The sequence below is a fragment of the Nonomuraea rosea genome, assembly GCF_039539705.1.
GTDB classification, from domain to species: Bacteria; Actinomycetota; Actinomycetes; order Streptosporangiales; family Streptosporangiaceae; genus Nonomuraea; species Nonomuraea rosea.
In genome coordinates this window covers 667,209-694,052 of the sequence record NZ_BAABDQ010000001.1, presented here as the reverse complement: position 1 = coordinate 694,052, position 26,844 = coordinate 667,209, and the positions used below count along the sequence as shown (strand labels likewise).

At 71.0% G+C, this 26,844-nt stretch carries 34 protein-coding genes; 23 read left to right on the top strand and 11 right to left on the bottom strand.

Translation table 11 applies throughout. The features are described from left to right. Positions 1–10: 10 nt before the first annotated feature. Positions 11–1,504: a M28 family peptidase gene (locus ABEA43_RS03415; protein WP_345558490.1), complete on the bottom strand. Its 1,494-nt coding sequence runs from the start codon at positions 1,502–1,504 to the stop codon at positions 11–13. Between the two features lie 159 nt (positions 1,505–1,663). Then, complete coding sequence (locus tag ABEA43_RS03410; RefSeq protein WP_345558488.1) at positions 1,664–2,272, bottom strand: hypothetical protein; 609 nt, start codon at positions 2,270–2,272, stop codon at positions 1,664–1,666. Between the two features lie 129 nt (positions 2,273–2,401). On the opposite strand from ABEA43_RS03410, the gene ABEA43_RS03405 reads away from it, so the two are divergent. Both ABEA43_RS03405 and ABEA43_RS03400 read left to right on the top strand, forming a co-directional pair. After that, positions 2,402–2,989, top strand: a complete 588-nt coding sequence (locus ABEA43_RS03405; protein WP_345558486.1) for a PadR family transcriptional regulator — start codon at positions 2,402–2,404, stop codon at positions 2,987–2,989. A 47-nt stretch (positions 2,990–3,036) separates the two neighbouring features. Then, a complete protein-coding gene (locus ABEA43_RS03400; protein ID WP_345558484.1) occupies positions 3,037–3,777 on the top strand; it encodes a VOC family protein in 741 nt (246 codons plus the stop codon). 28 nt (positions 3,778–3,805) lie between these two features. On the opposite strand, the gene ABEA43_RS03395 is transcribed toward ABEA43_RS03400, so the two are convergent. The 3 genes from ABEA43_RS03395 to ABEA43_RS03385 form a co-directional block, all read right to left on the bottom strand. Beyond that, positions 3,806–4,093 (bottom strand): hypothetical protein, encoded by a 288-nt coding sequence (locus tag ABEA43_RS03395; protein WP_345558482.1) that lies wholly within the window; start codon positions 4,091–4,093, stop codon positions 3,806–3,808. A gap of 81 nt (positions 4,094–4,174) precedes the next feature. Continuing rightward, positions 4,175–4,303, bottom strand: a complete 129-nt coding sequence (locus tag ABEA43_RS03390) for a hypothetical protein (RefSeq protein WP_345558480.1) — start codon at positions 4,301–4,303, stop codon at positions 4,175–4,177. Between the two features lie 20 nt (positions 4,304–4,323). Continuing rightward, the gene (locus ABEA43_RS03385; RefSeq protein ID WP_345558478.1) at positions 4,324–4,773 is read right to left on the bottom strand and encodes a MarR family winged helix-turn-helix transcriptional regulator; all 450 of its coding nucleotides are present in this window, start codon (positions 4,771–4,773) and stop codon (positions 4,324–4,326) included. An 83-nt stretch (positions 4,774–4,856) separates the two neighbouring features. On the opposite strand from ABEA43_RS03385, the gene ABEA43_RS03380 reads away from it, so the two are divergent. The 6 genes from ABEA43_RS03380 (at position 4,857) to ABEA43_RS03355 (ending at position 9,900) form a co-directional block, all read left to right on the top strand. Further along, positions 4,857–5,234 carry a VOC family protein gene (locus ABEA43_RS03380; protein WP_345558477.1) on the top strand — a complete coding sequence of 126 codons (378 nt, stop codon included), beginning with the start codon at positions 4,857–4,859 and terminating at the stop codon, positions 5,232–5,234. A gap of 209 nt (positions 5,235–5,443) precedes the next feature. Beyond that, entirely contained in the window at positions 5,444–6,910 is a 1,467-nt protein-coding gene (locus ABEA43_RS03375; protein ID WP_345558475.1) for a protein kinase family protein, read from the top strand. Continuing rightward, positions 6,907–7,320, top strand: a complete 414-nt coding sequence (locus ABEA43_RS03370; protein ID WP_345558473.1) for a hypothetical protein — start codon at positions 6,907–6,909, stop codon at positions 7,318–7,320. Before ABEA43_RS03375 ends, ABEA43_RS03370 begins: the two co-directional genes overlap by 4 nt. A gap of 501 nt (positions 7,321–7,821) precedes the next feature. Next, positions 7,822–8,334: a sigma-70 family RNA polymerase sigma factor gene (locus tag ABEA43_RS03365; RefSeq protein WP_425570147.1), complete on the top strand. Its 513-nt coding sequence runs from the start codon at positions 7,822–7,824 to the stop codon at positions 8,332–8,334. After that, the gene (locus ABEA43_RS03360; protein WP_345558471.1) at positions 8,331–9,026 is read left to right on the top strand and encodes a zf-HC2 domain-containing protein; all 696 of its coding nucleotides are present in this window, start codon (positions 8,331–8,333) and stop codon (positions 9,024–9,026) included. The genes ABEA43_RS03365 and ABEA43_RS03360 overlap by 4 nt, the downstream gene beginning before the upstream one ends. Positions 9,027–9,045: 19 nt before the next feature. Further along, complete coding sequence (locus ABEA43_RS03355; RefSeq protein ID WP_345558469.1) at positions 9,046–9,900, top strand: PHP domain-containing protein; 855 nt, start codon at positions 9,046–9,048, stop codon at positions 9,898–9,900. A gap of 61 nt (positions 9,901–9,961) precedes the next feature. On the opposite strand, the gene ABEA43_RS03350 is transcribed toward ABEA43_RS03355, so the two are convergent. Continuing rightward, positions 9,962–10,576, bottom strand: coding sequence for a dienelactone hydrolase family protein (locus tag ABEA43_RS03350; RefSeq protein WP_345558467.1), 615 nt, complete (start codon positions 10,574–10,576; stop codon positions 9,962–9,964). A gap of 77 nt (positions 10,577–10,653) precedes the next feature. Between ABEA43_RS03350 and ABEA43_RS03345 the strand changes: the two genes are divergently transcribed. Continuing rightward, the gene (locus ABEA43_RS03345) at positions 10,654–11,856 is read left to right on the top strand and encodes an FUSC family protein (protein WP_345558465.1); all 1,203 of its coding nucleotides are present in this window, start codon (positions 10,654–10,656) and stop codon (positions 11,854–11,856) included. Between the two features lie 7 nt (positions 11,857–11,863). Here ABEA43_RS03345 and ABEA43_RS03340 read toward each other — a convergent pair whose 3' ends face one another. Further along, on the bottom strand, positions 11,864–12,850 hold the full coding sequence (locus ABEA43_RS03340; RefSeq protein ID WP_345558463.1) for an aldo/keto reductase: 987 nt from the start codon (positions 12,848–12,850) through the stop codon (positions 11,864–11,866). A gap of 100 nt (positions 12,851–12,950) precedes the next feature. Between ABEA43_RS03340 and ABEA43_RS03335 the strand changes: the two genes are divergently transcribed. The 3 genes from ABEA43_RS03335 (at position 12,951) to ABEA43_RS03325 (ending at position 15,303) form a co-directional block, all read left to right on the top strand. Beyond that, positions 12,951–13,505 carry a TetR/AcrR family transcriptional regulator gene (locus tag ABEA43_RS03335; protein WP_345558461.1) on the top strand — a complete coding sequence of 185 codons (555 nt, stop codon included), beginning with the start codon at positions 12,951–12,953 and terminating at the stop codon, positions 13,503–13,505. Positions 13,506–13,612: 107 nt separating this feature from the next. Next, on the top strand, positions 13,613–14,590 hold the full coding sequence (locus tag ABEA43_RS03330) for a zinc-binding dehydrogenase (RefSeq protein ID WP_345558460.1): 978 nt from the start codon (positions 13,613–13,615) through the stop codon (positions 14,588–14,590). Positions 14,591–14,613: 23 nt separating this feature from the next. Beyond that, the gene (locus ABEA43_RS03325) at positions 14,614–15,303 is read left to right on the top strand and encodes a hypothetical protein (RefSeq protein ID WP_345558458.1); all 690 of its coding nucleotides are present in this window, start codon (positions 14,614–14,616) and stop codon (positions 15,301–15,303) included. A gap of 33 nt (positions 15,304–15,336) precedes the next feature. On the opposite strand, the gene ABEA43_RS03320 is transcribed toward ABEA43_RS03325, so the two are convergent. The 3 genes from ABEA43_RS03320 to ABEA43_RS03310 form a co-directional block, all read right to left on the bottom strand. Then, on the bottom strand, positions 15,337–15,708 hold the full coding sequence (locus tag ABEA43_RS03320) for a hypothetical protein (RefSeq protein ID WP_345558456.1): 372 nt from the start codon (positions 15,706–15,708) through the stop codon (positions 15,337–15,339). A 102-nt stretch (positions 15,709–15,810) separates the two neighbouring features. Beyond that, entirely contained in the window at positions 15,811–19,251 is a 3,441-nt protein-coding gene (locus tag ABEA43_RS03315) for a tetratricopeptide repeat protein (RefSeq protein WP_345558454.1), read from the bottom strand. A 131-nt stretch (positions 19,252–19,382) separates the two neighbouring features. Next, positions 19,383–20,075 carry a response regulator transcription factor gene (locus ABEA43_RS03310; RefSeq protein ID WP_138687819.1) on the bottom strand — a complete coding sequence of 231 codons (693 nt, stop codon included), beginning with the start codon at positions 20,073–20,075 and terminating at the stop codon, positions 19,383–19,385. A 176-nt stretch (positions 20,076–20,251) separates the two neighbouring features. Here ABEA43_RS03310 and ABEA43_RS03305 point away from each other — a divergent pair, with 176 nt between their 5' ends. The 11 genes from ABEA43_RS03305 (at position 20,252) to ABEA43_RS03260 (ending at position 26,299) form a co-directional block, all read left to right on the top strand. Beyond that, positions 20,252–20,503 (top strand): MoaD/ThiS family protein, encoded by a 252-nt coding sequence (locus ABEA43_RS03305; protein ID WP_345558450.1) that lies wholly within the window; start codon positions 20,252–20,254, stop codon positions 20,501–20,503. 72 nt (positions 20,504–20,575) lie between these two features. Beyond that, positions 20,576–21,241: an LmeA family phospholipid-binding protein gene (locus ABEA43_RS03300; protein WP_345558447.1), complete on the top strand. Its 666-nt coding sequence runs from the start codon at positions 20,576–20,578 to the stop codon at positions 21,239–21,241. 1 nt (position 21,242) lies between these two features. Next, positions 21,243–21,791: a sigma-70 family RNA polymerase sigma factor gene (locus ABEA43_RS03295; RefSeq protein WP_425570157.1), complete on the top strand. Its 549-nt coding sequence runs from the start codon at positions 21,243–21,245 to the stop codon at positions 21,789–21,791. Between the two features lie 2 nt (positions 21,792–21,793). Next, complete coding sequence (locus ABEA43_RS03290; protein ID WP_345558783.1) at positions 21,794–22,612, top strand: anti-sigma factor family protein; 819 nt, start codon at positions 21,794–21,796, stop codon at positions 22,610–22,612. 59 nt (positions 22,613–22,671) lie between these two features. Next, the gene (locus ABEA43_RS03285) at positions 22,672–23,118 is read left to right on the top strand and encodes a TlpA family protein disulfide reductase (protein WP_345558445.1); all 447 of its coding nucleotides are present in this window, start codon (positions 22,672–22,674) and stop codon (positions 23,116–23,118) included. A 78-nt stretch (positions 23,119–23,196) separates the two neighbouring features. Further along, positions 23,197–23,280: a putative leader peptide gene (locus tag ABEA43_RS68095; protein WP_425570156.1), complete on the top strand. Its 84-nt coding sequence runs from the start codon at positions 23,197–23,199 to the stop codon at positions 23,278–23,280. A 57-nt stretch (positions 23,281–23,337) separates the two neighbouring features. Then, the gene (locus ABEA43_RS03280) at positions 23,338–23,751 is read left to right on the top strand and encodes a DUF4395 domain-containing protein (protein ID WP_345558443.1); all 414 of its coding nucleotides are present in this window, start codon (positions 23,338–23,340) and stop codon (positions 23,749–23,751) included. Continuing rightward, positions 23,748–24,587: a sulfurtransferase gene (locus ABEA43_RS03275; RefSeq protein WP_345558441.1), complete on the top strand. Its 840-nt coding sequence runs from the start codon at positions 23,748–23,750 to the stop codon at positions 24,585–24,587. Before ABEA43_RS03280 ends, ABEA43_RS03275 begins: the two co-directional genes overlap by 4 nt. Continuing rightward, on the top strand, positions 24,587–24,889 hold the full coding sequence (locus ABEA43_RS03270; protein ID WP_345558439.1) for a DUF1416 domain-containing protein: 303 nt from the start codon (positions 24,587–24,589) through the stop codon (positions 24,887–24,889). Before ABEA43_RS03275 ends, ABEA43_RS03270 begins: the two co-directional genes overlap by 1 nt. Positions 24,890–24,989: 100 nt before the next feature. Then, on the top strand, positions 24,990–25,550 hold the full coding sequence (locus tag ABEA43_RS03265) for an RNA polymerase sigma factor (protein WP_345558437.1): 561 nt from the start codon (positions 24,990–24,992) through the stop codon (positions 25,548–25,550). Beyond that, positions 25,547–26,299, top strand: coding sequence for a methylated-DNA--[protein]-cysteine S-methyltransferase (locus ABEA43_RS03260; RefSeq protein WP_345558435.1), 753 nt, complete (start codon positions 25,547–25,549; stop codon positions 26,297–26,299). Before ABEA43_RS03265 ends, ABEA43_RS03260 begins: the two co-directional genes overlap by 4 nt. Here the strand turns inward: ABEA43_RS03260 and ABEA43_RS03255 are convergent. Then, positions 26,275–26,829: a helix-turn-helix domain-containing protein gene (locus ABEA43_RS03255; protein ID WP_345558433.1), complete on the bottom strand. Its 555-nt coding sequence runs from the start codon at positions 26,827–26,829 to the stop codon at positions 26,275–26,277. The two genes, ABEA43_RS03260 and ABEA43_RS03255, sit on opposite strands and share 25 nt — an antisense overlap. Positions 26,830–26,844: the final 15 nt, after the last annotated feature.

The window sequence follows — 26,844 nt, the reverse complement described above, 5'->3', positions numbered from 1 at the left end:
CGCGGGGGAGCTATCGAGTGATCTTGACGTCGTCCACGCCGGCCTCGACCAGGGAGGCTCCTGAGGCGTCGGCCACGTCGATGAGGATGCGGACGGTCTGACCGGCGAAGGCGTTGAGGCCGACGGTCGTCGCCGCCCACGCGCCGTCACGGTCGGACACCGCTCCGAGCTGCTGGAGCACGGTCGCCGTGGTGCTGCCGACCACACGGACGCGGAGGTAGTCGGCGCTGGAGGCGTTCGAGCCGTGCGCCAGGTACCACGACAGCGACAGGTTCAGCGTGCCGGTGGGCAGCGTGATCGGCGGCGACTGGATCGAGCTGATGCCGCCGTCGACGTCGAACGCGCCCGCCGAGGTGCCCGCCGGCCTGCCGGTGACCAGGTCGTTCACGCCGCTCACGGTGGTGCCGAGCTGCTTGGCGCCGCTGGAGGTGGTGGCCTCTGGGTCGCCGCGCTCCCACTGCCCGAGTGTGGCGGTGTCCGTCCCGTTCGGGTTGACGGTCCACCCGGTCGCGGTCTCGAACGTGTCCTGCCAGACCACGGCCGGCGGTACGGCGGTGGCGATCGTCCACACCGTGTAGGCGATCGCGTCGGCGTTCCTGTCGAGCGCGGTGTCGCTGATGTTGGCCGTCGTGTCGCAGGCGCGGTGGTAGCAGACGTCGAACGCCTGTCCTGCCGTGCCGCCCCACAACGTGGCCTGGGCGGCGGACTTGATGCCCTCGGCGCCGGTGAACGTGCCGCCGGCCGGGATGCCGACCGCGATGAAGGGCCCGTAGTCGGAGCGCCCGTCGAAGTCGGTGCCCCTGGTCGGGACGCTGATCGAGGTGAAGTAGTCCTGGATGGTCCGCTCCAGCGCCGCGGAGCCGGCCGGGCCGGGACCTGAGCCGGTGCCGTCGGAATTATCGCCGTCATAGACGAAATATCCGGCGTTCGGCGAGCCGACCATGTCGAAGTTCAGATACCCCTTGATCTTCGCCCGCTCGGCGACCGGCAGGTTGCTGACGTAGAACTGCGAGCCGCGCAGCCCCAGCTCCTCCGCGCCCCACCAGGCGAACCGCAGGTGCTTGGCCGGCTGGAGCGACTGGCGGGCCACTTCGAGCGCGGTCTCCAGGATGGACGCGCTGCCCGAGCCGTTGTCGTTGATGCCGGGGCCCGCGGTGACGCTGTCGAGGTGCGCGCCGGTCATCAGGATGTCGTTGGGGTCGCCTCCCGGCCAGTCGGCTATGACGTTGTAGCCGGTGGCGCCGTTGTAGGTGAACGACTGGAGGACGGTGCTGAATCCGGCGGCGTCGAGCTGACCCATGACGTAGTTCGCCGAGGCCAGGTAGCCGGAGCGGCCGTGCGCCCGGTTGCCGCCGTTGGCGGTGGCGATGGACTGGAGCTGGGACAGGTGGGCTTTGACGTTGGCCAGGGAGAGGTCCGGGGCGGCGGCTGCGGTGGCTTGGGCGGGCAGGCCCGCCATGGTTAACGAGAGGATTGCGATCGCCGCGACGATGGGTGATCTCATGCCTTTTCTCCAGGTGAGCGGCATGGCGGCGCCTCCATCCGAGGTCGAGGGTGGAAGATCCCGAGATGGTGCTGTATGGAACGTAACCCCGCAAAAGGGGTTCGCCTAGGGATCCGCCGTTCCCGGCCTGGTTCGTCGCTACGACCGGCCTGGTTCGCGCTACGACCGCACGGGCTGCCCCTCCCGCAGTGCCGCCACGACGATCTGCGGCTGGTCGGCGAAGAACCGGATCGTGCTCGCCTCGCCGCGCCTGCCCAGCGGGCGGACGAAGGTGATCGGCTCGGTCAGCTCGATCGTCACGTTCGTCTGCGACGCGACCGCCACGGAGAGCCGCCCGTCCTCGGCGGAGACCATCTTGCCCTCGTTGTACCTGCGGCTGGTGTGCACGGCGGCGATCAGGTCGCGGGAGACGCGCAGGTCGAAGTAGGTTCCGTACCGGATGCGCAGCTCGCCCTCGGTGACGACGTGGGGCCGGGTGACGCAGGCGGCGGCGAGCATGACCCCGAACAGCAGGCCGTACACGTCGGCGATCAGCACCGGGTAGCGCACCGCGGCCGGGACCTCGAACGCGACCAGCAGCAGATCGATGACCACCGTCTCGATCGCCATCGCGAACAGCATCAGGATCAGCATGAACGACTGTTCCTTGGCGTACGTCGCGGCGGTCGCGCCCGCGGGCACGCCGAGCCGGCGGCGCACGACCCACAGCCCGATGGCGCCGAAGCCCTTCAGCTCGAATCCCACGATCCGCAACACCGCTCTGACCATCGGGTTTCCTCCTCCTTTGGGGTGATCACCTCCCATTGGACACGTTGACGTCGCGTCAAGGTCAAGCCTGGTACGCTCTCTTGGAGAGGCTAGCCAAATTTGGCTAGCTGAGGTTTTCTGGGGAGCTCGATGAAGTCGGTACGGCTACTGGTTCTGGGGGCGCTGCGCAGGCGCGGACGCGCCCACGGCTACCAGGTTCGCGCGGATCTGGAGTCGTGGGGTGCGCACGAGTGGTCCACGGCCACGTCGGGCTCGGTGTATCACGCGCTCAAGAGCATGGCCGGGCAAGGACTGCTGGTGACGCACGAGACGGTCCCCTCGGAGGCCGGGGGTCCGCCGCGGATCGAGTACGAGCTGACCGGCGAAGGCGAGCAGGAATACTTCGCCCTCCTGGGCCGGGCTCTCGCCGATCGCGAGCCGAGCCTGGACGTGCTGGGCGCGGCCGTCGGCCTGATCGAGGACCTTCCCCGGGAGCGTGCCCTGGAGATGCTGCGCCGGCGGGCCGACGCGATGCACGAGTGGCGCACCAGCATCACCTCGCACCTGCCCGCGGAGACCGATCTGGACACCTGGGGGCCGATCGGCGAGGTCCTGTCCTTGTGGCTGACCACCGCCGACACCGGCGCCCAATGGACCCACCGGCTGATCCGCCGCCTGGAAGAAGGGGCGTTCACCATGGCCGGCGAGGACCCCGCACCCACCCGGCCGGCCGAATAGCGGCCCGCCGGTCACCGCGACCCAATCTCCATCGGACGGAGAAACCCATGGCCAACGAGATCACCGTGCCGCTGCTGCCCTGCCGGTCCATCGACGAGATCGTCGAGTTCTACACCATGCTGGGCTTCACCCGGGCCTACTACCAGGTCCGCCCGAACCCGTACGTGTCACTCGAACGCGAAGACCTCCAGCTCCACTTCTTCGGCATGCCGGACTTCGACCCCGCGGACTCCTACGGGTCCTGCCTGGTCATCGTGCCCGACACCGGGGAGCTCTTCGAGGCGTTCGCCGCGGGCATGCGGAAAGTCCACGGCAAACTCCTGGTCTCCGGGATCCCCCGGATGACCCGGCCCCGCAAGCGCAAGAACGCCGAGAACCATTCCGGATTCACCGTCATCGACCCCGGCGGCAACTGGATCAGGATCATGGCCGCCAAACCCACGCCCGAGGAGCCCGGGGCGAAGGGGGTGGTCGCCGGCAAGCTCATGACGACTCTGCAGCGGGCGGTGGTGATGGGCGACTCCCACGGCAAGCACGTACGGGCGGCTCAGATCCTGGACGCGGCCCTGGAGCGGGACAAGGACACCGCGACGGCGGCCGAGCTGCTCGAAGCGCTCGCCTACCGCGCCGAGCTCGCACTCCGCGCCGAGGCCCCCGCCGCCGCCGATGACGCTCTCGCCCGGGCCCGCGCGCTCACCCTCTCCGAGAGCGAGCGCGGCAGGCTCGCCGGGACGCTGGCCTCGCTCGAAGACATGGAGGCCGTCCTCCGGCCCGCCCAGCAGCCCTGACCCGGCCCCAGCAGGGGGCGGGCCGAGGTCAGTCTGCTGTCGTGAGCCAGCCACGGTGGCGCTCGCCGCTGTTGCAGGAGAGCGGCGGCATCGGTACGGTCGCCGTCGGCGTCCTGCTGACCGCGATGATCTCCGTCCAGGTCGTGGCCATGCTGGCCGTGCCCGCGCTGCTCGGCGAGGGCCGGGACAAGCGGACCGGGCTGGCGATCACGACCCTGCTGATCGCCGCCGGTTTCCTGGGCCTGGCCGTCGCGCCCGGCGCGGTGACGTGGCTGTGGATCGCCGGGCTCGGGGTCGGCCACGGGGGCCTGTTCACGCTGGTGCTCACCCTGCCGGTGGTGGTCAGCCGGGACGCCGCCGAGGCCGGGCGGATCAGCGCCTTGGCCTTCTTCGTCGGCTACGCCTGCGCGGCCCTGGCCCGGTCCTGGTGGGCGCATTGCGGGACGCGACGGGGGATTTCCGGCTCGCGTTCGGCCTGCTGGGCGTGCTCACCGTGGCGGCGCTGCTCCCGATCGCCCGCCTCCACGCCGGTACGGCGGGAGGCGGTCAGGCCCCGACGTCGTCGGCCAGCCGGCGCAGGTAGGCCCCGAACTGCCGCCGATCCGCCTCCTCCCACCCGGCGGTCAGCTCCTCGAACGCCTCCCGCTGCCACTGGCGCGACCCGGCCAGCAACGCGTGCCCGCTCTCCGTGAGCCGCAGCGAGGCCCGGCGGCGGTCGCGTGCGGAGGTGTCGCGGGCCAGGTAACCCGCCTCCACGGCGTCCTTCACCATGCGGCTGGCCCCCGAGTGGTCGAGCCCGAGCTGGTGCGCGACGGTGCCCACGGTGGGCGGCTCGCCCTCGTCCGCGCTCGTGCAGGCGGCCTCCACGACCAGGATGTGCTGCACGTGGCGCGACTCCCCGGTCAGCTCCTCCGACGCCCGCCCGGCCCATCGCCGCGACCAGAAGCGCACCAGCCTGAACAGGGCGGGCCCGCCGTCCACCTCCGCCACTCCCATGCCCCACACCCTACGGCAAATCCCATGCGAATCGCACATGTTATTGTGTGCAAATCGCATGCATTCGAGAGAGGGATGCCGGAATGACCATCACCATGAACCACCTGATCGTGCCCGCCGCCGACAGGCACGCGGCGGCCACGTTCTTCGCCGATCTGCTGGGGCTGCGGGTGGGCGTGCCCGCGGGCCCGTTCGCCCCCGTCAGGGTGAACGACGACCTGACGCTCGACTTCGACGACCGCCACCTCGCCCAGCCGGGTCACTACGCCTTCCTGGTGGACGACGCCACGTTCGACGCGGTGCTGGACCGGCTGCGGCGCGGCACGTCGATCGACTACGGCTCCGGCCCCATGAACGGCTGGGACCGCGAGATCAACCACCTCGGCGGCGGGCGCGGCGTGTACGTGCGCGACCCGAACGGGCACAGCTACGAACTGTTCACCGCAGTCCCGCCGCTGTGACCGGACGCCGGTTCGGGGTACGTGTGCGCCGCTCTGCCATAACCATTTCGTCGGTCGCGAAGATTTACCCCGCGGCGGTTGAACCCGCCCTGCGGTGGCGGCGTACAACGAGACGGAAACGGCACTCGCCGATGGCCGGAAAAATGCCGACCCACCTGCGCGAACATCGGTGTGCCCGCAAGCGGTGACCAGCTTGGACGGGAATGGCGATGGAATTTCAGGGATGGAGCGGCGGGCTGGCGCTCACGCCGCGCGATTACGTGGAAGACGGCGACTCGGTGGCCGACATCGTACGGGCTGCGGGGCCGATCGAGGGCGAGGCGCTCTACCTGTTCGCGCTCGGCAGCGCCGCCACGATGGCGCGGCTGCACCTGGCCGGGATCGCCGGCCTGCGGCTCAACCCGCGGAACGTGATGATCGGGGCCCGGGGGCAGGTGTCCTTCGCTCCCGGGCCGCGCGACAGCCAGTTCCCGTCGAGCGACGTACTGGACTGGGCGGACGTGATCGTGTTCGCCGCGACCGGGCAGTGGCAGGGCCCCGAACCCGGGCTCGACTGGCTGCTCCCCAGGCTGTGCACGATGATCGGCGACTGTCACCGCCGGGACCCCTCGACCCGCCCGACCGCCGTCGATCTGGTGCACACCCTTCTCGGCTACCCGGGAACCCCTCAGCGCGCCACGCTGAACGACCTCCTGCTGGAGGCGGAGAACCGCACGAGACCGTACGAACCGGAGCCCGAGCCCGCCCGTGCCCAGCCGCCCCGATCGAAGCGGGCCCGCGCAGGGGCCGCCGCTCGGGCCGAGGCGGCCTGGGAGGCGACGGCTCGGGCGGAAGCGGCAGGTGAGGGGACGACGCGGAAGGGCACGGCCCGGGAGGGAACGCCGGGCGGTGGCGACCCGGCTCGTGTCTGGTCGGCTCGGGTGGACTTGGGCGGCTACGGGCCGGTCCAGCTCGGACCCGGCCGTACCGACTCGACCCGGCCGGAGCCACCCGGATCCCGCTCGGACCGGGCGGATCAGGCTCGCGTCCGCTCGGATCGGGTCGATCAAGCAGGCGTCCGTCCGGATTGGGCGGATCAATCCCGTGTCCGATCCGATCGGGTGGATCAGGAGCACGTCCGCTCGGATCGGGTGGCGCCGGGTCGTGTTGAGCCGGATCAGCTGGAAGCCGGCCATTTCGCATCGGCCCGGCGGGAATCGCGTCGTGGCCGGTCGGCTCGCAGGGGCGCGGCTCGTGCCAGGTCGGAGCAGGTGGAGTCCGCTCAGCTCGGGTTGGACCGGTTGAAGCCGGCTCACGTCGAGCCTGACTGGCCGGAATCAAGCGACGTCGATCCGGACTGGCTGGAACCAAGCCCCATCGAGCCGAACTGGATGGAAGGGACCCGCATCGAGCCGGACCGCCTCGGACCGGGCCCACTCGGTTCGGACCGGCTGCAAGCAGGCCGTCTCAGGGCGGCCGAGCTCAATCGACGACTGTTCGAGCCGGAGGTCCTCGAGACGCCGTCCGCGCCGCTCTGGCGTCGTCCGCCGTTCCTCGCCGGCATCGTGATCGGCATCCTGATCGTCGCGGCCCTGGCCGCAGCCGTCACCATGATCGCCGGTCAGGCCCGCCAGGGAGGGGCCCAGAACGCGAGCCTCGGCGAGCCGCTGCAGATCCGGATAGGGAGCGCGGGATGAAGCCACTCGGCCTAGGAGTGCTCACCGGCGTCCTGGCGGCGACGGTCGCGGCGTCCGTGGCGTTCGCGCTGACGGATGGCGTCTCTCCGGCGACCACCACAAGACCGGTCCGCGTCGAGCAGTCCTCGCCGGCCCCGGTCCCGAAGAAGAGCCCCGCCACGACACCTCCGTCGGAAGAGGGCTACGACACAGCCCCTCCATCGGACTCGGCTCCGGAGGACGACTATGACACGGCGCCTCCCCTGGACGACGGCTACGGCACGGCTCCCTCGTCGGATCCCACCCCGGACGAGGACTACGGCACGGCACCGCCGCAGGATGATCCGTATCCGGAGGCGGACCATGACACGGCACCGCCCAAGAGGGCTCTGGGCGGTGCCGGCCCCATGCAGGAGCGCCGTTACAGCTGACTCGCCCTCGCCGCTCATCGATCCGCTCGATCCGGGGCCACGCGCCGCTGTACTTTTCGTCACTCTGACCGGTACGAATTTCCATCAGGTTGGCGCTCCCGCTGAAAAGCGCGCATTTTTGTGCAAAACGGAATTTAGTCCAGATTCAAGCAGCAGAGGCGGGAAGGGCGGCGGCGCAAGAGGGCCACCGGCGCGGATCGTCCGGTTCCCGCACGAGCGGCCGCCGACGATGAGAGCAGCGGGCGGCCCCGATCGGCTTCCTCGTTACCTGGGCATCGGACGCGCGGAAGTCGTTACAAGATCGCTAATGGCCAACCTAATGATCATAATCCCCGCTTCGGGGGGTCGCGCACGATTTATGCACTAAATCTAGATGCATAGCGAGAGAGGCAAAGTACCTGCCTCAGGCCCCTGTAGGTGGCTAGAGTAACAATTCCAATATCAGCGCGATATTTCAGGAAATCAGCAGCGCAAGGAGCTCACACCCTTGTGAATCACCGCGTGACCGACGAGGCCATGGTCCGAGCCCTCTACCGCGAATACGGCGCCCCCCTGATGGCGTTCGCCGTCCGGTTGACGGGCGGCGATCGACGCTGGGCCGAAGACGTCGTACAGGAAACCCTGGTACGCGCCTGGCGCAACCTCCACGACCTGCGGACCGAGTCAGGTTCGCTGATGCCCTGGCTGGCTACGGTGGCCCGCCGCGTCGTCATCGACAACCACCGCCGTTCAGGCGCGCGCCCGCTCGACACCGTCGAGGACATCTCCGACCGCGTCCAGCCCGTGGCCGCCGAGGACGAGCGCCTGCTCCGCGAGATCGTCGTGACGGACGCGATGCTCTCGCTCTCACCTGCCCACCGCCAGGTGCTCACGGAAACGTTTCTGCTGGATCGGACGGCTCAGGATGCGGCTGAAGCGATCGGGGTGCCGGTCGGCACGGTGAAGTCACGGGTGTACTACGCCATGCGCGCGCTGCGCGTGGCGCTCGAAGAAAGGGGGGTGACGTTGCCATGACGGAGGTGCGTCACGAGGACGTGGCCGCGTACGCGCTCGGCCTGCTCGACCAAGGGGAGCGGGCAGAGTTCGAACACCATCTACGGGGATGTGATAGCTGCGCCGACGAAGTAGGGGCCTTCGCGGCGATGGGTGAGCTGATCAAGGGTGTGCATCCGGACGACCTGCTGCCCAGCATGCCGGATCCGCAGGTCGAGTCCCTCCTGGTCCGCCGGGCCGCCACGGAGCGGCGGCGCCGCCGGATGCACCGTACGTTCATGTCCGCCGCCGCGTGCCTGGTCGTCGCGGCCGGGGTCTTCCTCGCCATCAGCTCCATGACCGGCGCCCCGAACCCGGACAGCGTCCACGGCCCGGCCCGCGACCTGCTCATGACCGGCCACACGTACGCGCTGTCCGACTCCTCGTCCGGCGTGTCCGGCGTCGTCGGCCTGGAGGACAAGGGCTGGGGCACCCATGTCGCGCTGGAGCTGAAAGGCGTCCAGGGCCCGCTGCAGTGCCGCCTCCTGGCGGTCGGCGACGACGGCCGCTCCGAGGTCGTGGCGAGCTGGGGGGTGCCGGCCAAGGGGTACGGCGTGCCCGGCTCTCCCGATCCGCTCGTCCTGCACGGAGGCACCAGCCTCCCCCAATCCGACCTGAACCACTTCACCATCGAGACCTTCGACGGCAGGACCCTGGGCACCGTCGCGGTGTGACGGCCTACGATCGACGACGATGCGCATAAATCTGCACAGCCACAGCACCGCGTCCGACGGGACACAGCCCCCGGCGGACGTGGTGCGCCGGGCTCGCGAGCGGGGGCTCGACGTGCTCGCGCTGACCGACCACGACACCGTCGCCGGGCACCGGGCGGCGATCGAGGCCCTGCCCGCCGGGCTGACGCTGGTGCCGGGCATGGAGCTGTCCTGCCGGCGGGCCGGGCAGAGCATCCATCTGCTCGCCTACCTCTTCGATCCGCTGGAGCCCGAGCTCCAGGCGGAGTGCGTACGCATCAGGGAGGCCCGCGAGGAGCGCGGCCGGGTGACCGTCGAGCGGCTGGTCGAGCTGGGCGTGCCGGTCACCTGGGAGCAGGTGGCCGAGCTGGCCGCGGGCGGGCCGGTCGGGCGGCCGCACATCGCCCGCGCCATGGTCGCGGCCGGGGCGATCACCGACCCGCAGCTCGCGTTCACCCCGGAATGGATCGGTACGGGGGGCCGCGCCTACGTCACCCGTTACGCGCTCGCGCCCGATCGGGCGGTGCGCCTGGTGCGGGCGGCCGGCGGGGTGGCGGTGCTGGCCCATCCGAAGGCGGTCGAGCGCGGCCAGGTCGTGCCGGACGAGTGGATCGCCGAGCTGGCGGCGGCCGGGCTCTTCGGGGTGGAGGCCGACCATCTGGATCACGACGCCGGCGCGCGGGAGCACGTTCGCGGGCTGGCGCGTGACCTCGGGCTGGCCGTGACGGGGTCCAGCGACGACCACGGGGAGCTGACCGGGCACCGGCTGGGCTGCGAGACGACGGCGGCCGAGGTCTACGAGCGCCTGACCGCCACAGCCACGGGCGCGACCCCCATCACAGCGCCGCCGCGCTAAGCAAGCGTCCGTTCGCACGGCCCCGCTAAAGCGCACGGCCCCGCTAAAGCGCGTGGCCCCGCTAAGCGCGCGTCCGTTCGCGCGGCCCCGCGAAGTGGGTGCCGAACCAGTCCCGGGCGTGCCCGGCCACCGCCTCCAGCGCCCCCGGCTCCTCGAACAGATGGGTCGCCCCCGGCACCACGATCATCCGGCTCTCCGCGCCCAGGCTCCGCTGCGCCTGCTCGTTCAGCTCCACCACCGCCGGATCCCGGCCGCCCACGAGGAGCAGGGTCGGCGCGCGTACCGCTGACAGCCGCGCGCCCGCCAGATCGGGCCGGCCGCCGCGTGAGACGACCGCGGCGATCTCGCCCTCCGCTTCGGCCGCCGCCCACAGCGCCGCCGCCGCGCCGGTGCTGGCGCCGAAGTACCCGATCGCCAGCCCTGCGGCCTCGGGTCGCGCGCGCACCCAGCCGGTACGCTCCAGCAGCCGGGCCGCCAGGAGCCCGATGTCGAACACGTTCGCCCGATCGGCCTCCTCCTCCGGCGTGAGCAGATCGAACAGCAGCGTGCCCAGCCCCGCCTCGTTGAGCACGCCGGCCACGTACCGGTTGCGCGGGCTGTGCCGGCCGCTGCCGCTGCCGTGCGCGAAGATCACCACTCCTTGAGCGGCGTCGGGAACGATCAGGTCGCCGGACACGTGCCACCTCCCTCAGCCTTGCCGCTACCCGCATAAGCCCAGCTCTATCCGCTGCGTCCCTGGGCAGGGACCTTGTCATGGAGACGGATTCCGGGCGCAGGATCGACCTGCCCGCCGCCCCGCTCGAACGCGTCGTCAAGGGCGGGGCGGCGGCGCTCGGGCGGTTGCGGACCCTCGGCTTCCGGCGCTGGCTGCGGATGGAACGGGATGCGCTCGTCCAGACCGTCAAGGTCACCGGCACCTGCGTGCTGGGCTGGTGGCTGGCCGCCTATGTGCTCAAGCTGGACCTGCCGATCCTCGTGCCGGTGGGCGTGCTCCTGACGGTCTCCGCGACGGCGTACAGCACGATGATCAGGGGATTCCAGCAGGTCGGTGCCGTGCTCGTCGGGGTGGGCGCGGCAACCGCCGTGACCTGGCTGATCGGCATCAACGCGGCGACGCTGGCGGTGCTGGTCGTCGCCGGGCTCGTGCTGACCAGGCTGCTCAACCTTCCGGCCCAGAACGTGCAGATCCCGATCACGGCGCTGCTGGTGTTCGCGCTGGGGAAGACCTACGGCTTCGAACGGCTCGCCGACGTGCTGCTGGGCGCCGGGCTGGGCATCGTGGCGAACCTGCTGGTGCTCCCGCCGCGCTTCGTGGACGAGGCGGTCAGGGAGGTGTGCGGCCTGTCCGGCGAGCTGGCCGAGCTGGCCGAGGACATGGCCAAGGGGCTCGGGAAGGGCTGGGACGAGGACATGGCCCGCGAGTGGCTGGAGCGGGCCAGGAGCCTGTCGCAGCGGCTGGAGGACACGAAGGAGTCCGCGGACCAGGCGGCGGAGTCGGTGCGCCTGGCGCTGCGCCGCCGTCGCCGGTACGACCGCCGCCTGCGCCAGGTGGCCGCCGCCGCCACCTGCCTGGACCACGCCTGCCACCAGCTCAGGGGGATCGCGCGCGGCCTGATGGACCTGATAGCGGGCGTACGCGGCCTGCCGGGCGAGGAGGGGGCGGACCTTCCGAGGGCTCTGGCGGAGCAGCTGATGGTCCTGTCGCGCATCTTCCGCGCCTTCAGCCGCCTCCAGATCGGCCACGGCAGGAAAGAGGACCTGTACGACCTGTGCGCCGCCCTGGACGAGGGCGAGCGCCTGCAGTCCAAGCTGGCCCACGCGTTCGGGCGGACGGACAGCGAGGAGTTCAGGGCGCTGCAGGGCGCGTTGCTGGACGACTGCGCCAGGATCCGCCACGAGTTCGACCCGGACACCGGGCCGCACAAGGCCGCCTTCCCGGCGATCGCCCGCAATTGAGCCAGGCTCAGCTCAGATCCGGGGGCGGCGGCATGCGGTCCCCGGCCACCTGGGCGGAGATGGGTTCGAGGGCGGCGAGGTCGTCGCCGGTCAGCTTCACGTCGATCGCGCCGGCGTTCTCCAGAAGCCGGACCGGGCTGCGGGTGCCCGGGATCGGCACGACCTGGACGTCGTGCGCCTCCCGCCGGTGCAGCAGCCAGGCGAGCGCGACCTGGGCCATCGTCGCGCCCCGCGCCTCGGCGACGCGCCGGACGGGGGCGAGCAGGGCGGCGTTGCGTGCCGCGTTCGAGGGCTCGAACCTGGGCAGCTCGCGCCGCACGTCATCCTCGGCCAAGCCGTCGGTGGAGAGGTGTTTCCCGGTCAGGAAGCCGCGGCTGAACGGCGCATACGCGACGTACCCGATGCCGAGCTCGGCGCAGACCGGCACCACCGAGGACTCGTCGTCGCGGGAGAACAGCGACCACTCGTTCTGCACGGCGGCGATGGGGTGCACCCCGTGACCGGCGCGGAGCTGGGCGGCGGAGACGTTGGACAGCCCCAGGTGCCGGACCTTGCCGGCGGCGACCAGCTCGGCCATGGCGCCCACCGTGTCCTCGATCGGCGTGGTGTAGTCGGGGTGGTGCAGGTAGTACAGATCGAGGTGGCCGGTGCCCAGGCGGCGCAGGCTCGCCTCGCAGGCGGCGCGCACGTGCTCGGGATCGCTGCGCACCCCCACCAGCTCGCCGGTCCCCGGCGCGCGGATCGCCGCGAACTTGGTGGCGACCGTGATCTCCTCCCGCGGCCGCTCGGCCAGGAAGTCGCCGATCAGGCGTTCGTTGGCGAAGTCGATGCCGTAGTAGTCGGAGGTGTCGAGGAAGGTCATGCCGAGCTCGGCGGCCTTCCTGAGGGCGGTGAGCGACTCGTCCCTGTCCGTCGGGCCCAGGAACTCGCTCAACCCCATGCAGCCGAGCCCCAGGGCGGAGACTTCGAGGCCGCCGAGTTTGACCATGCGCATGACGTGTCTCCCGTCACAGGTAGAATCGGGATGGTCGTCCCGGTTATGCCTCGAGAATATACGGGACGCCCATCCCGCTTGTCTATCGAACGGAGTCAGGATGAGCCGGCCATTGCGCGCCGACGCCCAGCGCAACAGGGCGCGCGTCCTGGAGGTGGCGGCCGAGACGTTCGCGGCGGAGGGCCTGTCGGTGCCCGTCCACGAGATCGCCCGCCGGGCGGGCGTGGGCACGGGGACGGTCAGCCGGCACTTCCCGACCAAGGAGTCGCTGTTCCAGGCGATCCTGCTCGGCCGCATGGAGCAGCTCGTACGGCAGGCCGCCGAGCTGGCCGGACGCGAGGGGGCCGCGGAGGGATTCTTCGCCTTCTTCTCCCTGATGGTCGGGGAGGGCGCCGCCAACCGCGGTCTGGTGGACGCGCTCGCGGGCGCCGGATTCGACTTCGGAGCCGTGGCGGCGGAGAGCAAGTACGACGTCATGGGGGCGTGGCGCGAGCTCCTGGAGGGCGCGCAGCGGGCGGGGGCGATCCGCGCCGACGCCGACATCGCCGACGTGAAGGCCCTGCTCACGGGCTGCATCGACCGGGAGAGGAAGGCCGCGGATCCCGTCGCCAGGGCCCGCATGCTGGCCATCGTCCGAGAGGGCCTCCGCGCCTGACCCAGAGCCCAAGAGAATTCAGGCCCTCCGTAATCACCCGCCCCTTGACCTCGATCGCGGTTGAGGTCCGAGACTGCGTAGGGAACCAGGCAGAGGGGGCGGCACACGTGCGAGTGATACAGGCGACCCGATTCGGCGGTCCGGAAGTCCTGAGCCCGGCCGGGGCCCCGGACCCCGTGGCGGGACCAGGGCAGGTCGTGATCCGGGTCGCGGCGTCGGACGTGCTGTCCGTCGATCTGATGATCCGTACGGGAGCCGGTGCGGGCTTCTTCCCGATCGAGCCCCCGTACGTGCCGGGCAACGGCGTGGCCGGGCAGGTGATCGCCACGGGCGACGGCGTCGACCCGGCCTGGACGGGCCGGACGGTCGCGGCGCACACGGGCGGGAGCGGCGGCTGGGGCGGCTACGCCGAGCAGGCCGCGGTGCCGGCCGAGGCACTGATCCCGGTGCCGGGGGAGCTCGGGGCGCGGGAGGCCGCGGCGCTGCTGCACGACGGCGTCACCGCGCTCGGGCTGATCGAGCGCATCGGCATCGAGCCCGGCGACCACGTCCTGGTCACGGCGGCCGGCGGCGGCATGGGCCTGCTGCTGGTCCAGCTCGCGAAGGCGGCCGGCGCCCACGTCATCGGGGCCGCGCGCGGGCGGCGCAAGCTCGACGCGGTCGAGGAGGCGGGAGCCGACGCCGCGATCGACTACGCCGAGCCGGGATGGGCCGGACGGGTGCGCGAGCTGACCGGCGGGCGCGGCGCCGACCTGGTGTTCGACGGGGCGGGCGGACGGCTGGGGAGCGTCGCCTTCGGCGTCACCGCCGACGGCGGCCGGTTCTCCGCGCACGGGATGTCCGCCGGCTTTCCCGACCTCGACAAGGCGGAGGCCGAGCGGCGCGGGATCACGATACGCGGGATGGAGGACGGCCCGTTCTCGCCCGCGGACTTCCTGCGCCTGGCCGGGCAGGCGTTCGCGCAGGCGGCGGCGGGCACGCTGCGCCCGGTGATCGGCCAGACCTTCCCCCTGGACCGGGCGGCCGACGCCCACGCCGCCATGGAGGCCCGCCAGACGCTCGGCAAGTCCCTGTTGATCTCGTGAGGTCATCACCGCATACTGCTCGGATGTCCGATTTTGCCGAATTTCGAGCCGAAGGGCGAGCCGCCCTGCTGTCCGGCGGGGCCACGTACGACGTCCCCATGGTGGAGGGCGCACAGCGATGGGGCGCCGCGGCCGTGCTGCGGCCCACGGGCGAGGTCCTGAGCCGGCTGTCCGAGCTGGCCGCGACCATCGAGGCCCCCGGCCACTGGGTGCACGGCGGCCGGACCCTGCACGTCACGCTCAGATCCCTGGAGCCGTACCGCGCGCGGATCCCCGAGGACGACCCGCTCCGCCGGGCGTACGGCGCGGCGCTCGCCGAGGCCGCCGACGATCTGCCCCCGGTACGGATCCGCCTGTCGGGCGTGAGCCCGCACCGAGGCGGCGTCCTGGTCTACGGCCACCCGGAGGACGACACGGTGACCACGCTCTGGCGGCGCTTCGCCGCCGCGCTGGCCGCCCGTGACGTGCGGGACCTGGAGCACGGCCGGATCCGCGACCGCTGGTACGTCAGCCTCGTCCACTTCGCCGGCCCGCTCGCCGAGCCGGCGAAGATCATCCGGTGGTGCGACGACCACGCGGACGCGGACTTCGGCGTGGCCGAGCTGACCACCGCGGAAATCGTCCAGTTCGTCCATACCGGCACGAGTATCCAGGTGAAAGCCCTGGAACAAGCCGGGACGACGGGACGCCACCCGGCCCCATTCCGTAGGTGACGCCCCGCCGACGCCCCCGGCCAGGGAAGCGGGTCAGTCCAGCAGCAGCGCGGTGACGAACTGCAGCAGGTGCCAGGCCACGTAGGCGCTCACCGACCAGAACGCCCACTCCTTGCTCCTGGTGATCCTGGACACCCAGCGCAGGTCCTCCACCGGCTCCTTGTGCACCCGCACGGTCCTGGTGATGAGGTACGCCGAGGCCAGCCAGGCCAGCCCCGAGCCCGCGAAGAGCACGAACGAGAGCCCGAGCAGCACCTGCGACCCCGTGGGTGCGGCGGGCCACGGCGCGAGCTGGCGTCCCCAGGCGGCCAGCACGCCGGTCAGCAGGATGAGCGTGATCCGCCGCTCCCTGCCTGCCTGGCGCTTGAGCCACTGAAGGTCTCGACGCAGATGGTTCTTGAGCATCCGGATCACCTCGCTTGTCGTCGCTGGTAGCACCAGCTAACGAGAAGAGCCGGAGAAGATCTGCGACCTCACAATCGAGATTTCACGACTTTTAGCGAAATTTCAGCTCAGGCCGCGTAGTTCTTCCGCCACCCGCTGCGCCTCCGCCACGTCCCCCACCTCTTCAAGGGTCCGCACGGACTCGCCCAGATATCCCGCCGCGGCCCCCATGTTCCCCAGCCGCGCCGAGATCAGCCCGAGCGCCCGCAGCGCGCATCCGAGGTCCCGCCTGGTCCCGCACTCCAGATGGACCTCCCTGGACTGCCGCGCGTGGACCAGCGCCTCCTCAGGGCGGTCCAGATCGAGCAGCACCATGGCCAGCGTCGTGAGCGCCGCCGCCCACCGGTCCCTGGTGCCGGTCTCGTTCAGCAGCTCGACCGTCTCCACGGCGGGCTCCAGCGCGGCGGCCGGCTTGCCCGCCGTGTGCAGCGCCACCGCCACCGACAGCAGCGAGCTGGCCCGGTTGTCCCGCAGATCCTCCCTGATCGCCAGCGACGCCTTCGCCGCCTTCAGCGCCGGCTTGTGCTGCCCCAGCGACAGGTACGTGTACGCCAGCGTCTCCTGGACCTCGGCCTCCGCCCGCCGGTTCCCCAGGCCCTGCACGATGTCCAGGGCTTCGAGCGCGTACACGAAGCCGACCTGCGGCAGCCCCTGCCGCCGCCGCACGCGGGAGAGCCGGTTGAGCATGCGGGCCTCCACCGGCTCGTCGCGGATCACCCGGCTGATCGCCAGCGCCTGGTTCAGGTAGTCGTCGGCGCGCAGGTAGTCCGACAGCCGCCAGTGCACCAGCCCGATGTCCCCGAGCGTCTCCGCCTTGCCCTGCTCGTGGTGCAGCTCGACCTGCACGGTCAGCGCCTGCTCGTAGCAGGCCAGCGCGTCGTCGTAGCGCGAGCGGTTGCGCGCGATCCGGCCGAGCGTGCACAGCGCCCGCCCGCAGCCGTGCTGGTCGCCCGTGGCGGTGTACCCGGCCAGGGCCCGCTCGGCGTCCCGCTGCGCGTCGTGCTGCAGCCGCAGCAGGTCGTAGATCTCGGCCAGGCAGAGCAGCGTCTCGGCCTCGGCGTGCTCGTCGCCCAGCTCATGGCAGATCGACAGCGCCTCCAGGCCCTCCGACAGCGCCGCGTTCGGCTCGCCCAGGCTCCGCTGCACCCTGGCCAGGATGATCAGGCTCTGCGCGGTGCCCCTGCGGTCGCGGATCTCCTCGCGTACGTCCAGCGCCTGCCCGGCGTGCTGCAGCGCCAGCTCGTACCGCTCCTGGGACAGGTGCAGCCGCGACAGCGTGTGCAGGCAGCTCGCCACCCCGGCCAGGTCGTCGATCTTCCGGTAGAGGTCGAGCGCCTCACCCGCGCACTGCAGCGCCTCCTCGCTGTTGCCCGCGATGCCGTGCACCTCGGCCAGGTCGTTGAGCGCCCTGGCCCGGCCGACGCTGTCGCCGAGCCAGGTGAAGTCGGCCAGCGCCTCACCGATGAACCTGGCCGCCAGCGTCGACGGGCCGATGTCCCGGTGGATCGAGCCCAGGTGGCTGCGCATGAGCGCGATCGCCCGCCGGTTGCCCACCTGCATCGCCGAGGACAGCCCGGCCTGCTGGATCTCCAGGTTGTTCTCGTAGAAGCGCAGCCGCCTGAACGGCGCGAACACGGCCTCCGCCAGCCGCCACGCCATCCCGTGCGCGCGGCTCTCCTCCGCCAGCCGTACGGCCGACACCAGCGAACGCCGCTCCGCCTCGAACCACTCGCGCGCCGTCTCCGGATCGGCCGCGACCGCCAGGTAGTGGTCGAGCAGCCGCACCCTGGCCTCGCGCACGCCTGCCTCCGCGTGCCTGCCCAGCTCCCTGGCCAGCCGCTTGACCAGGTCGTGCACCCGGTAGCGCGGCCCGGCCAGCGGCTCCACCAGGTACGCCCGGTGCAGTCCCTCCACGGCGATCACGGCCTCGCTCACCGGCACGCCGAGCGCGGCGGCCAGCACCTTGGGCGTGAAGTCCCGTCCAGGCAGCAGCCCGACGTGCCTGAAGGCCCGCCGCTGCCCGGGGCTCAGCGACTCGTACGCCAGGTCGAGCGCCGACCTGAACGCCTCCTCCGGATCGCCCACCAGCGGCCGCTCCGGCTTGCGCAGCTCGCGCACCCGAGACTGCACGCTCAGCTCGGGGTTCTCGGCCAGCTTGGCCGCCGAGATCCGCAGCGCGAACGGATGGTACGAGCACACCCTGGCCAGCGCGGCCAGCGCGTCACGGTCGGCGGCGCGCGGCGAGTCCGCCCCGAGCACGGCGACCAGCAGCGCCACCGCGTTGCCCGGGTCGAGCACCGGCAGGTCCATGAGGTCGGCGTGCCCGGTCGCCCGCAGCGGCGCCATCCGCGTCCTGCTGGTCACCAGCACCACGCAGTCCTTGCTGCCCGGCAGCAGCGCGCGCACATGCGCGGGGTCGGCGGCGTTGTCGAGGATGAGCAGCAGCCGGCGGCCCGCGATCCTGCTGCGGTAGAGCAGCATCAGCTCGGCCTCGTCGGAGGCGGGCTCGCCGATGCCGAGCGAGCGCAGGATCTGCCCGAGCGCCTCGACCGCGGTCATCGGCGGCTGGCTCGGCGACTGCCCGCGCATGTCGATCATGATCTGGCCGTCGGGGAACCGGTCGGCCTGCAGATGCCCCCAGTGCGTCACCAGCGCGGTCTTGCCCACGCCCGGCAGCCCCTGCACGACCATGGTGTTCGTCCGCCGCGGGCGCTCCAGCCAGGCGGTGAGCAGGTCCAGGCTCTGCTGGCGGCCGGTGAAGTCGGACACGTCGGCGGGGAGCTGGCGCGGCTTCGGCACCTCGCCCACGGGCAGCGGCCCGGCCGCCGAGCCCTGCCGGGTCAGGAACGGCGTCACCCGCCCCTCCCAGGGGGCCGACAGGTGCTCCCAGCTGCCCGCCGCGCCGCGCAGCGCCGCCGGGTCCTCGATCCGCAGCCGCCGGTAGCCGGGGCGTACCAGCCAGTTCCGGTGGACCCACTGCGTGAGCTGGCGCTGCACCACGTCGGGAGAGCTGCCCACGAGGTCGGCCAGCGTCTCCATGGACAGCGGCGGCGCGGACTCCGAGGCCAGCCCGTAGCGCTCGTCCAGGTGCAGCAGCCAGACGGCCAGCCGGGCGGCGACGGGGGCGCGGGCGAGGGCTTCGTGCCTGCGGGCGGCCATGTTCCTGGCGAACAGCTCCTGCACCAGGGCGGTCGCGACGGCCTGGCTCGACGAGGCGTGCTCGCGCAGCCGCCGCATGTCGATCGGCCAGGCCCGCAGCTCGGTCAGGGCGTCGATCTTGACCCGCTCGCCCGGGCTCCAGAAGGCCAGCTCGCCCACGAGGTCGCCGTCGCCGCGCAGGTCGTGAATGGCCTCGCGCTCCCCGGTGGGCGTGTATTCGCGGGCGTAGCCGTAGTCGATGACGTAAACGCGGGCGGCCGGCCGCAATGAGGAGAAAATCGTCTCGTTACGCCGGTAGACGCGAGGGCGGGCACCCTCGTCCACCAACGACCTGAACAGACCCACCCCGACACCACCAATCTCCGGGACGGCGGTGTCCGCGACCTGACAGGCATGAAACAGCCCGAACGACGGCCTGTCACATCAGTGGACTCCAGAGAGCGGCTTCCCGTCAATCGGGGAGCCGCCGGGGAGACTCAGGCGTGCACGCTGTCGGTGCGGTCGGGGACGAAGCGGTAGCCGACGTTGCGCACCGTTCCGATGAGCGACTCGTACTCGGTGCCGAGCTTGGCGCGCAGGCGGCGGACGTGCACGTCGACCGTCCTGGTGCCGCCGAAGTAGTCGTAGCCCCAGACCTCCTGCAGCAGCTGGGCGCGGGTGAAGACCCGGCCAGGGTGCTGGGCGAGGTATTTGAGCAGCTCGAACTCCTTGAACGTCAGGTCGAGCACCCGGCCGCGCAGCCGCGCGGTGTAGGTGGCCTCGTCGATCGCCAGGTCGCCGCTGCGGATCTCGTCGGGCACGTCCTCCGTCGCCGCCTGGGAGATGCGGCCGGTGGCCATGCGGAGTCTCGCCTCCACCTCGGCCGGCCCGGCGCTGTCGAGCAGGACGTCGTCAGCGCCCCACTCCGCGGTCATCGCCGCCAGCCCGCCTTCGGTGACGATCACCAGCAGCGGGCAGTCGATCCCGGTCGTGCGGATCAACCGGCACAGGCTCTTGGCCTGCACGAGCTCTTTACGCGCGTCCACGAGAACGGCGTCGGCCGGTGGTGTGTCGATCAGCGCGGACGCCTCCGCTGGAGCGACGCGGACCGAGTGGAGCAGCAACCCCAAGGCCGGCAACACCTCGGCGGACGGCTCGAGGGCGTTCGTCAGCAGGAGCAGATTGCTCATTACGGCCTCCTCAAACACGCAAGGACCCGGGGGCTACGTCGCCCAGGTCCTGTAGGTGAGGATATCCCACGAGTAAGTCGCGTCCATTGCGCGTCCACCAGGTGAACAGCGCGTCTCCTGAAACAAGATTGTTAAGGGCGGCGCACAATAGGGCGGAAACTGATTGTGAGGATGGCATGGGCACAGGAAAAATACGCTATTGGGCCGCGGCGAAGGAAGCAGCCGGGGTCGCGGAGGAACCGTTCGAAGCGGTCACTCTTGGTGAACTCATGACGAAAATCACACAAAATCGTGCAGATCTGGCCAAGGTGATGGGCCGTTGCTCGTTCCTCGTGGACGGTTCGCCGGTCGGCAGACGGCCGCATGACGAGGTGGTTCTCGGCGACGGCGCGACCGTGGAGGTGCTGCCGCCCTTCGCCGGCGGGTGATCGAACGCTTTGCGGGGGAATGGGTGATGCCAATCGATAGGCTCTTGACCCCCGCCCCAGACAGGGAGCCCCATGCGCAAGCTGGCCATCTTTCTGATCGTGCTGATCATCCTCCTTGTCGCCGTGGACCGGGTCGCCGTCGCAGGGGTGGAGCGCGATCTCGCGAACAGGATCGCCGCCGCGTCCGATCTCTCGGGCACGCCCACGGTGACGATTGAGGGCATCCCATTTCTCACACAGGCCATCTCCGGCCGCTATCCGGAGGTACGGTTCAATCTCGGCACGCTCACCTACGGGGGCGTACCGGTGAAGAACCTGCGGGGCGCCGCCTACGACGTGACGGCACCCCTGGCCGACGTCCTCCAGAACAGAGCCAACATCCAAGCCCGGCGCGTGACCATCAGCGGCACCTTGACCAGCGCGACCATCGACAAGTACGCGCCGCAAGGAGTCAAGATCAGCGGCAACGGGCAGCGGCTGGTCGCGTCGGGCGAGGTGATGGTGGGGGTGAACAAGGTGAAGTTCAGTGCCGAGATGAAAGTCCTGGTGGCCGACGGGGGCATCAAGCTCCAGGCCGAGAAGATCAAGGGCGTGCCGGCCCAGCTCGCGCAGTTCGTCTCGTACACGATCCCGTTCAAGGGGAAGCTGCCCTTCGACGTGCGGGTGACGGGGGTGCGCAGCGTGGCCGAAGGGCTGGAGTTCGCTGCCGAAGCGTCTGACGTGCCGCTTCGTGGATGACATTGAACCGCTGCGCCCCGTCGTACGTGATGAGGATGTGAGCGCAGCCGGCACCGCCGACGAGGAACTCGTGAGGACCCTCTTCGACGAGCACGCCGGGCCCTTGTACGGCTACGTTCTGCGACTGACCGGTGACTCTGGGCGGGCTGAGGACGTGGTGCAGGAGACGCTTGTGCGGGCCTGGCGCCATCCCGAGGCGTTGTCCGACCGGCCCATTCGCGCGTGGCTGTTCACGGTGGCCCGTAACCTCGTCGTCGACCAGCACCGGGCCAGGAAGGCCAGGCCGCCGGAGACGGGCGACGAGGCGCTGGCGGTGCTGCCGGCCGACGACGAGCTGGAGCGCGCGGTCGAGTCGTGGGCCGTGGCGGAGGCGCTGGCCGTGCTGCGGCAGGAGCATCGCGAGGTGCTGATGGAGGTCTACTACCGGGGGCGATCGGTGAAGGAGGCGTCGGCGACGCTGGGCATTCCGCCAGGCACGGTCAAATCACGCACCTACTACGCGTTGCGGGCGCTGAAGCTGGCGCTCGAAGAGCGGGGGCTGGCGCCGTGACGATGACGTGCGAGGAGGTACGGCTGGCCCTGGGCGCGCACGCGCTGGGCGCGCTCGACCCCGAAGAGGCGCTGGAGATCGACGACCATCTGGCCACGTGCGAGGCGTGCGGGGCCGAGCTGCTCGATCTCGAAGGAGTGGCCTCGTTCCTGGGCAAGGTGTCCGAGCGCGACGTCGAGCTGGTGTCCAGCCCGCCGCGGCAGGTGCTCGACCGGCTGCTGAACGCCCGCGCCAAGCGCAGCAGGCGGGGCCGCATGCTGCTGGCCGTCGCCGCGTCCGTCGCGGTGCTGGCCGTGAGCGGCACGGTCTGGACGGTCGTGCAGACCGGATCGAGCCCGCAGGAGAGCAGCGCGGCGGCGCCCGCGGCGGCCCGGTCGCAGGCGGCGCCGGAGGCGGCCCAGGACTCCGAGATCAGGGCGAAGGCCTTCGACGAGCCTCAGCCGTCCGCCTCTCCCAGGCCGTCCGTGAGCAAGTCGCCCGCGCCGCGGAAGACCCCGAAGAAGGCCGTGGACGGCCGGGAGTTCTCCGGCGAGAACGAGGTCAGGGAGTACTACGCCACCGTGCTCGCCTGGCCGGACGACGAGGGCACGGAGCTGGGCGTGCGCGTCACCGGCGTGCCGGTCGACACGACCTGCAGCCTCGTGATCGTGGGTAAGGACGGGCGGCGCGAGAGCACCGAGAGCTGGATCGTCAGCCGGGACAGCTACCAGGGCAAGGCCGCGTTCAAGCGCATGACGTCGATGCGGATGCGGGAGATCGCCCGGTTCGAGATCGTCGACCAGGCGGGGAAGGTGCTCGTCAAGGTCCCGGTGCCGAAGTAGCCGGCCCCGAAGTAGCCGGCGGGGGAAGCATTCGCGGCCGCCGGCGGTTGCACGGGTGGATGACGGGATTCTGGGTGGCGCTGGTGACGCTGGCGCTCGGTTCGCTGATCGGGGTGGTCCGCCTGCGCCGCGACGGACGGGTGCGTGACATCAGCGACTCCACTGGCTCCGGCGACTCCGGCGACGGCGCGCACCGGCTCAGCGCGGCCGACCTCGGCGACGAGCTGGGCGAGCGCGCCACGCTCGTGCAGTTCTCGACGGCGTTCTGCCAGCCGTGCCGGGCCACCAGGCGGATCCTCGCCGACGTGAGCGCGATCGTGCCGGGCGTGCGTCACGTCGAGGTGGACGCGGAGTCCCGGCTGGACCTCGTACGCCGGCTGGACATCATGCGGACGCCGACGGTCCTGGTGCTCGACCCGTCGGGGAACATCGTCAAACGAGCCTCTGGCCAGCCACGCAAGGCCGAGGTCCTGGCCGCGCTCGCCGACGCCGTACCGGGGACATGACTGCGCGGCGTCTCACGAGTCGTCTCACCAACCGGACGACATGTGACAGATGCCGAGACGCCGAGTAGTGTCGTCGCTATGAACCCATCGACAGAGCTGCTGACGAAGCGGCGCGCGGTTGATTTTTGCCGCGTGTCCACCGCGCTCTGTCGCGCTGCCTGAGGACGATCTCGCGGACATCCGATCCGCTCCAATCGAACCCTTCAGGAGCATCCTGCGATGCGTGCCGATCCTAGAGCGCTGCGCTTCGGCGCGGCCATCACCACCTTGGTCCTCGCCGTCGTCCTGGTGACGGGAAGCGTGTGGCTGCTCGCCTTCCAGGCGGTGGTCTTCGCGCTCGGGGTCATCTATCGCTCGCCGTACACGATGCTCTTCAAAGCGTTCGTCAAGAGCGCCCCGAAGGAGACCGAGGATGCCCGCCCGCCGCGCTTCGCGCAGGGTGTCGGGCTGGCCTTCGCGGTCGTGGGCCTGATCGGATATCTCACGGGAATCACGCCGCTGGCCCTCGTGGCCACGGCCGCGGCTCTCCTCGCCGCTTTCCTCAACGCAGCCTTCGGATTCTGCCTCGGCTGCGAAACGTACCTGCTCCTTCGCCGTCTACTGCCCGCCGCCAAAATGGAGGTTTCCCAATGAGCCGCTCCGCCGCCCTGGTGGACGCCGAATGGGTCGAGGCCAACCTCGACACCCCCGGAGTCGTTCTCGTCGAGGTCGATGAGGACGTCAGCGCCTACGACAAGGGCCACATCCGTGGCGCCGTGAAGGTCGACTGGAGGCAGGACCTGCAGGACCCGGTCCGCCGCGACTTCGTGGACAAGACCGGTTTCGAGGCCCTGCTGTCGGATCGCGGCATCGCCAACGACGACACCGTCGTGCTCTACGGCGGCAACAACAACTGGTTCGCCGCCTACGCCTACTGGTACTTCAAGCTCTACGGCCACCAGGACGTCAAGCTGCTCGACGGCGGCCGCAAGAAGTGGGAGCTCGACTCGCGCGAGCTCGTGCGTGATGTCCCCGAGCGCGCCAAGACGCAGTACACCGCGCAGGAGCAGGACTCCGCGATCCGCGCCTTCCGCGACGACGTGGTGACCGCCATCGGCAAGCTCAACCTGGTCGACGTGCGCTCGCCCGACGAGTTCACCGGCAAGCTGCTCGCTCCCGCGCACCTCCCGCAGGAGCAGGCGCAGCGCGGCGGCCACGTGCCCACCGCCCGCAACATCCCGTGGTCCAAGGCGGCCAACGACGACGGCACGTTCAAGTCCGACGACGACCTGCGCTCGCTCTACGGCGAGGCCGGGGTCGACTTCGGCAAGGACACCATCGCCTACTGCCGCATCGGCGAGCGCTCGGCGCACACGTGGTTCGTGCTGCACGAGATCCTCGAGCAGACCAACGTGAAGAACTACGACGGATCGTGGACCGAGTACGGCTCGCTCGTGGGCGTGCCGATCGAGCTGGGGGAGGCCCGCTGATGACGGCTGCACAGGGTTGCGGAGCGCCGGAGCAGACGATCGCCCTGCCCGCCGGGATCGACCTGTCGAACCAGGCGGTCATCCAGGGCATCGTGACCGGGGCGGGCACGGCCTACGCCCGCCTGCTCGACCAGTCCGGTGAGTTCACCGGCGAGGTCGTGGTCTCCGACGACGGCGTCTTCCGCTTCTTCGCCGCTCCCGGTGACTGGACCGTCCGCATCATCGCGGGCGGCGGCGTCACCAGGGACATCCAGGTCGAGGCCAAGCTGGGCGAGGTCGCCCAGCTCGCGGTGGCCGTCTAGCCAAGCTGAAGGTGAAGCCCGCGTCCTCTCGGACGCGGGCTTCACCTTTTCTCTTGGGAACGGCTGCAACGAAAGCGCATACGGCGGTGTTGTATCCCATGTGAGTGACATCGACTGTCTCGACCCGGTGCGTAAGGCGCTGCTCGACGACCTCGACGAGGGGTTCGCCGAGCTGTACGGCGCCCATCGCGGCCTGGTCTTCTCGACCGCGCTGCGGCTGAGCGGGCGCTGGGCCGACGCCGAGGATCTCACCGCAGAGGCGTTCCTGCGGGCCTACCGCGCGCTGGCCGGCTACGACGCCGACCGGATCGCCGCGCTTCAGCCGCGAGCCTGGCTGATGACGATCCTGATGAACGTCTGGCGCAACTGCGCCCGCACCAAGTCCCGCAAACCGCCGCCCGACCTGCGTGACGAGCCGGTCGACACCGTCGATCCCGGCGAGGGCGTGGAGGCGGCGGCGGTGCGCCGCGAGACCGGCGACGAGCTGGCCGAGCTGCTCGGCCGGCTGCCCGAAGAACAGCGGGCGGCGGTCGTGCTCAGGCACGTCGTGGACCTGCCGGTCAGTGAGATCGCAGAAGTGCTCAAGATCCCGCAGGGTACGGTCAAATCGCACGTCTCGCGGGGGTTGAAGCGGCTACGAGCAATGGGAGGTGCCCGATGACCAAAGATCCGCTGATCACCGGACTCGCGGCGCTGGCCGCCGACGCGCCGGACGGGCTGCTCGATCGGATCGCCGCCCGCTGGGTGAGCGTGCCCGCGCCGATCGGGGAGCTGCGGGTCGCGTTCACCGACCAGGGCGTCGCGTACGTGCACGCGGGTGAGGGGTTCGCCCCGGCGTTCAGGAAGCGCTTCGGCCGCCCGCTGCTGGCCGCCGAGCGGCCGCCCGCCGGGCTGCTGCCCGCCCTGCGCACGGGCCGGTCGTCCGGGCTGCGGCTGGATCTGCGCGGGCTGAGCGATTTCCAGCGGGACGTGCTGAACGCGGCCCGTACGATCCCGCGCGGCGAGGTCCGCCCGTACGCGTGGATCGCGGCGCAGATCGGCAGGCCCACGGCCGTGCGCGCGGTGGGCACGGCGCTCGGCAACAACCCGGTGCCGCTGCTGATCCCCTGCCATCGGGTCACCAGGTCCGACGGCGTCGCGGGGGACTACGTGTTCGGCCCGGCGGCCAAGGAGCGGCTGCTGCTGGCCGAGGGCGTGGACCTGGACCGGGTCCGCGAGCTGGCCGGCGAGCGGGTGTTCTACCTGGCCAGCGACACCACGGGCGTGGTCTGCTTCCCGACCTGCCACAACGCCAGGCGGATCACGCCGAGGCACCGGCACGGGTTCCGCAGCATCGCCCAGGCCAGGGCGGCGGGTTACCGTCCCTGCCGCACCTGCAGGCCCGCTCAGGAGGGCGGCTTGGTCGGGTAGCGCATGAGGAGCGTGGCGCGCACGATGTCCGGGCCGTGCGCCCGGTAGCCGTGCGGCACGTTGGAGGCCCACGAGATGTGGTCGCCCGGCCCGGCCGTGAGCGGCTCGTCGATGGGCCCCGCGCTCAGCGTGCCGCTGAAGACCGTGACGTGCTCGCTGACGCCCTCGTGGTGCGCGGGCGAGGTCTGGGTGAGGCCGGGCGGCACGCGTACGCGGTAGAGCTCGTAGGTGACGCGGTCGTCCTCGAACACCTCCAGCAGCTCGGCCTCCATCGCCGTGCCGCGCATGATCTGCGGCTCGGCCGGTGTGTCGAGTATCGCCCCGATGGGCACGCCGAGCTGCGCGGTGATCGCCCAGAGCGTCTCCAGGGTCGGGTTGCGGGTGCCCGTCTCGACGCCCGACAGGGTGGCCTTGCCGATACCGGCTCGCTTGGCCAGCTCGGACAGCGACACGCCGCGCGCCTGCCTGAGCCGCCGCAGCCGATCTCCCACAATCACCGGGTCGGTATCGAACGCGGGCAGCGGCTCCATACCGCCATGTTGCCG